Consider the following 9,181-nt stretch of genomic DNA (forward strand, 5'->3'; position numbering starts at 1 on the left):
GGCGATAGCTAATATTTCATGGAAAACACGATCATCATCGTAATGACTTGGTGGCTGGCCTCCTGACAGGGTGGCCGGATGACCAAACGTATTCCGAGGCCGCCGCATGGGCGGCCTATTGCTTTCCGAGCTTCCCAATGCACCGCCTCTCGTTTCAGGGGAAGAAGCAAATGAACAGACCAACCATTCTGACCGGCGACCGCACAACGGGGCCGCTTCACATCGGGCACTATGCAGGCTCGCTTGCAAACCGGCTGCGCTATCAGGACAGCCATGAACAATTTCTTTTGCTGGCGGACACCCAGGCTCTAACCGACAACGCCCATGATCCGGAGAAGGTGCGGCGAAGCGTGATAGAGGTTGCGCTGGATTATCTGGCCGTGGGCATTGATCCTGCGCGCACGATCATCTGTCTGCAATCACACCTGCCGGCGCTGGCCGAGTTGTCGATGCTCTACCTGAACTTTGTCACGGTCGCGCGGCTCGAACGGAACCCGACGATCAAAGACGAGATCCGCGCCCGCGGATTCGGGCGCGATATTCCGGCAGGATTTCTGTGCTATCCGGCAGCGCAGGCGGCGGACATCACGGCCTTCAAGGCGACCATCGTGCCGGTCGGCGAGGATCAGGCCCCGCTCATCGAGCAAACGAACGAGATCGTGCGGCGCATCAACGCAGCAGCAGGCCGCGCCGTTCTGCCCGAGGCGCGGGCGATCATCCCCAAGTCGGGCCGGTTGCCTGGTATCGACGGCAAGGCCAAGATGTCTAAATCCGGAGGCAACGCAATCGCTCTGTCCGCATCTTCGGAGCAGATCCGAAGTGCCGTCAAAGCGATGTTCACCGATCCGAACCACCTGCGCGTTGAAGACCCGGGCTGCATCGAGGGCAATGTTGTCTTCACCTACCTTGACGCCTTCGATCAGGACCAGGACGGGCTTGCCGAGCTTAAGGCACAATATCAGCGCGGCGGGCTTGGCGATGGCAAGATCAAGGCGCGTCTGGAAGCGATCCTTCAGGAACTCATAGGCCCAATTCGCCAGCGTAGGGCACAGCTCGCCGAGGACCGAGGCTACATTCTTGAGGTGATCAAAGAAGGCACGGCACGGGCGCGGCAGCGCACCGAGGCGACAAAGCGGGATGTGGTGAGTGCCTTGGGCCTATTCCAGTTGTAGATGAGCAGGTGCGGGCGATCCGGATGAAGGTTCGCTATGCGGACAATATGAGCTTTTACTTCTGACGCTCCAATGTCGGTTTTCGGCACATCCCGTCCGTGGAGCAGCATGGACGGCGGTTGGTCCACTTCCTCTGCGAGCGCAAGCAAGAATGGTCGCGTAGGGAACCGGATGATCAGACAACGGTAGGACGTGCCATTTCAGAGCCTTCGTCGCGGCGCACCAAGAGCATCGCCAAGGCTGCCTTGTCGGACACATCCAGCTTGGAATACACGTTGCGCAGGTAGTGCCGCGCGGTCGACGGGGCGAGGTTCAGTTCTCTCGCGACTTCCTTGTAGGTATGTCCTTCGGCGAACAGTCGCGCCACATCCGCCTCGCGCTGAGTCAGGTCGTCAAACGGGTCACGCTCGGACAGACGCAGCAGAAAGAGCCCGGAGACCGCATCGATCTTCACCTGTATATGGGTTCCGACAAAGCGATCATTCCGGCTCAGCGCCTGCTCCAGTGTTTCCGGCAGATGCGGCCCTTGCCAAGAAGGCCATTCGCGGCGCAGGACACCTTTCAAAGCCGCTTCAGACGAAAGCACCAGGCCGCGCCGGTCGCAAATCGCTGCGGCACGAATATCAGGCTGGCCATTCAGGCTTTGCAGACCTCGCTCCATGTTTCTCCGCCAACTTTGCCCGAGTGCGTGCAAAAGATGGGGCACCAGGACCTGCTTGACCGAGCGTTCTTCTTCGGTGAAGGTGGCATCATTCCGGTAGAGCGACAAAAACGCATACAGCCCAAGGTCGCGTTGGCGGGTGGCCGTGCACAGAACGTGGTGAATTCCATAGACCTCCAGAAAACTGGAGATTTCCGGGTAGGTTAGCAAGTCCTGATGATTGAACCGCACAGTCACAAATGGCGCGCCAAGCGCCGCACTTGCGATAGGATCATGTTCGCGCACGCTTTCCCAATGACGGCGGTATCCTTCGGGCAGTTCAAACCGCGTTGCAGAATGAATTTCCAGACCCGCAACAAGCCCCCACCAAGCTGAATCGAAAGAAACAACCCGTTTTACCGCTTGTAAGGCAGCGTCCTGAAACTCATCAAAAGGCACCCTCTCGGGGAGTTCATGAATTTCCATCAGCACCGCGCCCACTTGGTCGAGCGTCGACATATCCCCTCCATATGAACGGGTTCATTTGAACGATTACCCCGTTCAAAGTCAAGCCTATCGTCTGAACAGGGAGACGGCCAACAGGCCATATTCAAGGAGGAACCCTGACATGACCCGCAAAACCGGCTACGTATTTCACGAATCCTATCTTTGGCACAATACAGGGGTCGGAGCAGCTTTTCTGCCCTCGGGCGGTGCGATCCAGCCCGACCAGCCCCATGCCGAGAACTCGGAAACCAAGCGCCGCATCGAAAACCTGCTCAGCGTCAGCGGCATCAAGAAGTATCTTCATGTTCTCGACGATATCACCCCGGCGACCCGCGACGAGCTGTGCTTGTTCCACACAGCCGAATACGTGGACGGTATCAAGGCGATGAGCGATGCAGGCGGTGGCGACGCGGGCGAACTGACCCCCTTTGCAGCCGGTGGATATGAAATTGCATGCTTGTCGGTCGGCGGCGGGTTGACCGCAGGCCGGGCCATTCTACGCGGAGAGATCGACAACGCCTATGTTTTGAACCGCCCGCCAGGCCACCATGCCGAGGCAGATATGGGCCGAGGTTTCTGCATTTTCGGCAACGGCGCAGTGACTGCAAAGGCGCTTCGCAAAGAGTTCGGGCTGGGCCGGATCGCAATCATCGACTATGATGTGCATCACGGCAACGGCACCCAGAAAGCCTTCTATGACGACCCCGATACGCTGGTCATTTCGATGCATCAGATCCAGTTCTACCCACCCGACACAGGATTTGTACAAGAAACAGGTGAAGGCGCGGGAACAGGCTATAACCTGAACGTGCCGCTTCCTCCGGGATCGGGCCATGGTGCCTATCTGCATGCCATGGAAACGGTCGTGGTTCCGGCTCTGGATTGGTTCGCGCCTGAGCTGATCATCGTCCTCTCCGGCTTTGATGCAGGCGGGATCGACCCGCTGGGCCGCAACATGGCTTATAGCGACACGTACCGCGAAATCATTGGCAAGTTGCAGGCCCAGGCCGATGCCCATTCGAAAGGTCGGATGCTGGTGCTACACGAGGGTGGTTATTCGGCAGCCTACACACCTTTCTGCGGGCTGGCCGTGGTCGAAACCCTTTGCGGTGCCAGCAGCGGTATCGAAGATCCGTTCCTGCCGATCATCGCCGGAATGGGCATGCAAGAACTTCAGCCGCATCAGGCCGAGATGATCGCCCAATCTGCGGCGCTTGTTCCTGGCGTCTCTCGGCCACGAGAACTGGCAGAGGTTTGAAGCCAGCACAGCCGGCGAGTACATGATGTGCTCCGGTTTCACCAAAGCGGCGAACTTCTGTATTTGACGGAGTTCGCCGCAATCCGCAGATGGTTTCTGCCCAAATCGTCTGCATGCGGACTATCCAGGACACAATAATATTGTGGCACCGGCAAATGCCGACAATGCGAAATGTGCCCTACGGCGATGGTCGATGCAGTAAACCCCAGGAACGGGGGGTCCTGCCAACAGCAAAGGCAGCTTCGCGCCCGTCGCGTCAGTTCGTAAGCCGCGCAGCATCGGTCAAAGAGGGCTCGGAGCAGACCTGCGCGACACCCGGTCTACGAGGCGCGGACAATCTCCGCCGGGGACATACCCGCCAGCCGCACCTCCAGCCAACGGATGTAGCCATTGAGGTTCTTTGTCGCCGGTCCGCAGAACGGCTCGATGAACCTGCTATAGCGGGCGTAGAGCGAGTTCACATTCTGGATGTGATGACAGCCTGCCGCGACACGCGTGCCTGGCTTGTTCCCGACCACGAAGTGCTCCAGCCCGCGCGCCACCGCGAGGTCCTTGTAGCCATTGCCTCCATCCGAACAGAGCACGGCATCGCCCGGCACGAGGGGGTTCATTGCGCGCTCCACGATGACGCTCTTACGGTTCGGCAGTCGCCGGAAGAGGCGAGAACCACCGCGATCAGCGACGGTGAGAATGGGGAGCTGCCACCGCGAGAGGCCGCGCATTATCCTCAGCCCTTGCGTCGTGAAGTCTTCCCACCGTGACCCCGTCTGGCACAGCGACGGACAGGGTCACTCCGTTGCCGCATCGACGCTGACAAGCGTCTCCAGCATGTCCAGCATCTCCTCACTGGAGAAAGGTTTCTCCAGTACCGCGACTCCATCCTTCGCACGGGCAGCATCGGTATACCCTGTCGCCAAGGCAAAGGGGACGCCGCGCTCGCGCAGTATATGGGCGATAGGCGTCGACACCTCCCCTGCGAGATTCATGTCGAGGAAGGCGCCGTCGAGGGTCGATTCCGAGCGTGCGCGCCGAAGACCGTCGTCGAGGGACCGTGCCGGCCCGATCGGGATATGCCCGGCCGAAGCGAGATCCGAGACGATTTGCTCGGCGATGAGCGGCTCGTCTTCCACCACAAGGACCCTCAGCGGGCGGCTGCCTCCATTCGTGGTGCGCGCACGTCGTGGGGCTACCGCGACGTCGTCTTCCCCAGTTTTGCCCTTTGTGATGCCGCGCGCGATTCCAAGGGACACGCAAAGTCCTTCTGCCCGCCAATCATAGCCAATGTCTCCGTCGATCTGGCCGACCAGGGCCGAGATCATGCGCGTGCCGAAACCGTTGCCTTCGGGCGCCGAAACTGTAGGCCCGCCGCGTTCCTCCCAGAAGACGCGAAGCCCGCCTGCACCTTCCAGGCGCCACCGGACCGAGAGCGATCCCTGCTCCTGGGAGAGGCAGCCATACTTCACGGCGTTGGTTGCAAGCTCGTGCAGAATCATCGTCACCGTCTGCACCGCGTCCGGCAGTATCGTGACGGCCGGTCCCTCGAGCGAGACTCGATGCGCCGCGACGTTTCCCGCGTAGGGCGCGAGTTCCGCGCGCAGGATCGTCGAGAAATCTACCGCGTTCCAGCAGTTCTCGGCGAGGATCGAGTGCGAGCGTCCCAGCGCCGAGACGCGGCCCTCCACAGCCTCCCGGAACGCCGGCATCGTGTCGGCGCGCGTCAGCTTCACGACCGCTTGCACGACGGCGAGCGCGTTCTTCGCGCGGTGGTCGACTTCCCTCATGAGAAGGCGCTGTCGTTCATCGCTCTCCCGTCGCTCGGTCACGTCGGCGATAACAATGACGATTAGCGTCTCGCCTCCGGTGCCGTGGACGACCGAGCCGGAGAAGGCGAACATCTTCTCCCAGCCTTGGTCCGTCCTGCGAACCCGCCGCTCCACATTGTGGACGGTCTCGCCGCGCAGGATACGCTGGACCACGCGCTCTTCGGCAGGCAGCGGCTCTCCGGTCTCCACATCGCTGATTTCGAAGAGCCGGTCCATCTGCTCAGCAGAGGGGGCGGCATCCCCTACGGCGAACCCGTGCATTGCAAGCGCCGCCGGGTTCCAGTGTGTCGCACGGCCGGACGTATCGAAGATGACGAGGCCTTCAGCCAGCTGTTCGATTACGGCCGTGAGGCGCGCCTCGCTTTCCCGAAGTTCGCGTTCCTTCCGGCGTCTTGCGAGAATAGTCGCGGCGAGCGCGATCGTCATGGCCAGAAGCACGATCAGCACCGCAAGCGTGGCCACGGCCTCAGCCGTGTACTCCTCGAGAAGCCCGGGCTCGCGGTTCAGTAGCGTGGCTCTTGCCGGAAGCTCTTCCTCTGTAAAACCCCAGCGTCGCAAGGCCTGCCAGTCGTAGACGAAGGAAAGCCCCGCGTCGTCGATGATGCCTTCCTCGGGCCCCGTCAGTAGGGCGCGGGCCGTCTCCTCACCCAGCGCTTCGGCGGACAGAACCAGCCCGCCGACCGTACCGCTTCCTTCGGCGATCCAGTAAGTGAAAACCGGAGCGTTCGAAGCTTCGGCGATCCGTTCCGTCACCTCCAGCGGGACCAACTGCCTACCGGCCGCGTCACGGAACACGCCGAGTTCGTAAACGGCCGCATCTCGCGGCAGCCTTGCCACATGGTCGAGGATCTCCTCGAGTGTGAAGTCCGTCAGGTAGATGACCGGAATTTCCACGTCGAGCCCCGCCACGGCATCGCGGAAACGGTCAAGCCGTGTTGCTGCCGCGGGGCTCGTGCCACCGATCACGACATGTAGTTCGCGGGGGTTGGACAGGCGCATCACTTCGGACAACGCGCGATCAAAGGCGAAGTTGGCGCTCAGGAGGAGGCTATCGTGCGGAACCTGGTCCCGGGCCTCGCTCATCGGTCCGTTGACAAAGATCCGACGGGCGTCGGGGAGAAGCTCGGGTGCGCCCGCCAGCAGATTTCCGGCCGGCCGGGCGTTCGCGATCACGATGTCCACAGGGGCGTCCGCATATCGACCCGACAGATATCGGGTCGATATCGCCCGCTGGCTATCCCCGGAAAACCGGGCTGCGTCGAGGTTTTCGATGTAGAGATCATAGGGACGTCCGGCGACATCCAATACACCTGTAAGGCCGCGAAGGAAATTCTCGGAATACGGGAGGTCGCTGCTGAAGGACTGAAGAAGAAGAACACGCAAGCGGTCGTCGGGCTGGGCCGAGGCCGACACCGCGACCGACACGATAAAAAACGTGGCCAGACAGCAGATGCGGCGTGCGGCCCGAATCATGCCGCCACGGTGAGGATGGAAAGGCCCCCTATGAGGGCTCGGCTCAAGCACGCGGCATCTGCCGGAATGAGCCGGCTGTCGCAGCTCGGCCTGCATTGGCATTCAGGTTCCTTCAGACTGGTTCGATACCGAAACGTCGCCTTGAGCGCGGCGTTCCGTAGCGACCACCGCACCCTGACATTACCGGCGCGAGTCGATACGGAGGAAGGCGGGTCATCACAACAACTACTTTGCGTCAACTTCTGCAAGGACTTGGGGGCCGAGAGACGGCGGGCCACCGTCGCGGGTGATCGAGCGTCCGCAGCGAACGGCAGCACGGTCGCTTACTACTGAAAACGGATTTCAAGTTTTGCAGAACGACGACGAGGGGGCCTCCGGTGCTCCGGCGACGCTGCCAGGGAGGAGAACCCCGTCACCTTCGAGCCTCGGCCGCGAGGCATCGTCAATCACGGTGGCCGGCACCGGGGGAGGCACCCGAGTGACCCAGAGGAGCGTCGCAACGGCCAGGGCGGATAGACCGAGGAGACCGGCGCCCAGAGCGATCAAGAAGTGCAGCATGGGGTTGTCCTTGCGCCATGTCCCGAATCATTCTGCCCGCGCGCGCGCTGAGCGGCATGACCGGGCGCATCAGGATATTGACCGCGGGGGACTGCCGCATGTCCGATCAGACCATGGCCGCAGGATTCGCGGCCGCTTTCCTCGACTACGCGGTGGCGGAAGGGGCGGCGCGAAGCCGTTTGCTCGCGGCGTCGGAGCTGACGGACGAGGATCTGGCCGATCAGGACACGCGCATCCCGGTCGCCGCCTACCAGGCGCTCATCGCCTCGGGGATCGAGGCGACAGGGGACACGTCGCTGCTGTTGCGTCACGTGCTGGAGACCCGGCTCGAGTCGATGTCGATCGGCGGCCAGATCGTGCATGCCTCAACGTCCTTCCCGCACAGTTTGGATCAACTGAACCGCTATGCGCGCCTCATGGCCGATGTGCCGATCCCTGGCGGACGGGACCGGTTCGCGCTCGAGCGCGACGGGGAGGCAGTCTGGCTGGTGGATCATCGACCCTGCGACGGCAGCTGGATGGCGACCGAGGCGAGCTTTGCCCGGTTCATCTCGGAATTCCGCCGCTCTGCGCCCGAACATCCATTTGAGCAGGCGTTGGAGGTGAGCTATGCACCGCCGCCGCATGCCAACCGCTACCCGGAGCTTTTCCGGGTACCGGTCACGTTCCGCGCGGCGCGCAACGCGCTCCGGATCAATCCGGTCTGGCTCGACGCGGCGTTCGATGGCGGCAAAGACTGCGTGTTCGGCATCTTCACGCGCCATGCGGATGCGCTTCTGGAAGAGCTTGCGAGCCGTGACACCGCACGTTCGGCCGTAGAGGCGCGGATGCTTGCGGATCTGCACGAGGGACAGCTGTCGATGGACCGCACCGCGCGCGACCTCGGTATGAGCCGGCAGACGCTCTACCGCCGGCTTAAGGAAGAAGGCGTGACCTTCGGGCGGTTCCATGACGACCTCAGGCGCCGAATGGCGATGGATTACCTCAGCGCGGGCAAGGTTTCGGTCGCGGAAACGGCCTATCTCCTGGGCTTCTCCGAGGCCTCGGCCTTCGTGCGGGCCTTCCGGCGCTGGACCGGGACGAGTCCGACCGCCTGGTTGGCGCGGGACTGACGATTGATGCCGTAGGTCAAGCCGCTGATCCCTGCGGTCATGCCGCTTCTTGGCGTAGATCGGTAGATCCTCCCTCGACATGTTTAACCGTCGAAGGAGCTACGACATGAAACCGATATTGATCGCCCCCCTCTGCCTGACCGCCCTGCTGGGGGCCTGCGCCGACATGGGCGCGGATGTGGACCCGATCCTGGACGGTGCCCCGACTGCACAATTCCAGAGCGACCTCGCTGCCTGCCGTGGCCTTGCCCGCAACCAGTCGCAGCTGGATCACGAGACCATGGCCGCCGCCGCGATCGGTGCTGGCATCGGCGGTATCTTGGGTGAGGTCGACGACGAAGGCGACGCGCTCGGCGGGGCGGTGGTCGGTGCGCTGGCGGGCGCCGCGGCCGGCGCATCCGAGGCAAGCGATACGCGGGAAGATATCGTCCTCAACTGCCTGCGCGGTCGCGGCCACGCGGTCGTGAACTGAGGGAGAGTGCCATGCATGATGTCCATGCCCGCATGACAAATCTGCACCATCTGCTGACCGGGGGGGCCGGTCGCCCGAAATGGCGTTGTGAGTATCCGCCCCGGCACCTCTGGGGCGACAGTGGCCAGCTTGCGGTAAGGCCACGCGGGGCGCGGCGATCCCTTGC

Annotated in this window: 7 protein-coding genes; 4 read left to right on the forward strand and 3 right to left on the reverse strand. The window is 62.4% G+C overall.

Annotated features, from left to right (window positions below; translation table 11 throughout):
• The first annotated feature begins 170 nt into the window (after positions 1–170).
• Positions 171–1,172, forward strand: a complete 1,002-nt coding sequence (trpS, locus tag LCF60_RS22135) for a tryptophan--tRNA ligase (protein ID WP_292294713.1) — start codon at positions 171–173, stop codon at positions 1,170–1,172.
• 175 nt (positions 1,173–1,347) lie between these two features.
• On the opposite strand, the gene LCF60_RS22140 is transcribed toward trpS, so the two are convergent.
• The gene (locus LCF60_RS22140) at positions 1,348–2,331 is read right to left on the reverse strand and encodes a LuxR C-terminal-related transcriptional regulator (protein ID WP_292294714.1); all 984 of its coding nucleotides are present in this window, start codon (positions 2,329–2,331) and stop codon (positions 1,348–1,350) included.
• Between the two features lie 109 nt (positions 2,332–2,440).
• On the opposite strand from LCF60_RS22140, the gene LCF60_RS22145 reads away from it, so the two are divergent.
• Positions 2,441–3,577 (forward strand): class II histone deacetylase, encoded by a 1,137-nt coding sequence (locus LCF60_RS22145; protein ID WP_292294715.1) that lies wholly within the window; start codon positions 2,441–2,443, stop codon positions 3,575–3,577.
• Positions 3,578–3,897: 320 nt separating this feature from the next.
• Here the strand turns inward: LCF60_RS22145 and LCF60_RS22150 are convergent, their stop codons facing one another.
• Together LCF60_RS22150 and LCF60_RS22155 are read right to left on the reverse strand one after the other, a co-directional pair.
• On the reverse strand, positions 3,898–4,188 hold the full coding sequence (locus LCF60_RS22150; RefSeq protein WP_292294716.1) for a hypothetical protein: 291 nt from the start codon (positions 4,186–4,188) through the stop codon (positions 3,898–3,900).
• Between the two features lie 177 nt (positions 4,189–4,365).
• Positions 4,366–6,873: an HWE histidine kinase domain-containing protein gene (locus tag LCF60_RS22155; protein ID WP_292294717.1), complete on the reverse strand. Its 2,508-nt coding sequence runs from the start codon at positions 6,871–6,873 to the stop codon at positions 4,366–4,368.
• A gap of 656 nt (positions 6,874–7,529) precedes the next feature.
• On the opposite strand from LCF60_RS22155, the gene LCF60_RS22160 reads away from it, so the two are divergent.
• Together LCF60_RS22160 and LCF60_RS22165 are read left to right on the forward strand one after the other, a co-directional pair.
• Positions 7,530–8,543: an AraC family transcriptional regulator gene (locus LCF60_RS22160; RefSeq protein ID WP_292294718.1), complete on the forward strand. Its 1,014-nt coding sequence runs from the start codon at positions 7,530–7,532 to the stop codon at positions 8,541–8,543.
• Positions 8,544–8,649: 106 nt separating this feature from the next.
• Entirely contained in the window at positions 8,650–9,015 is a 366-nt protein-coding gene (locus LCF60_RS22165) for a glycine zipper family protein (protein ID WP_292294719.1), read from the forward strand.
• Positions 9,016–9,181 lie beyond the last annotated feature (166 nt).

The organism is Marivita sp., from assembly GCF_020055635.1.
GTDB lineage: Bacteria > Pseudomonadota > Alphaproteobacteria > Rhodobacterales > Rhodobacteraceae > Marivita.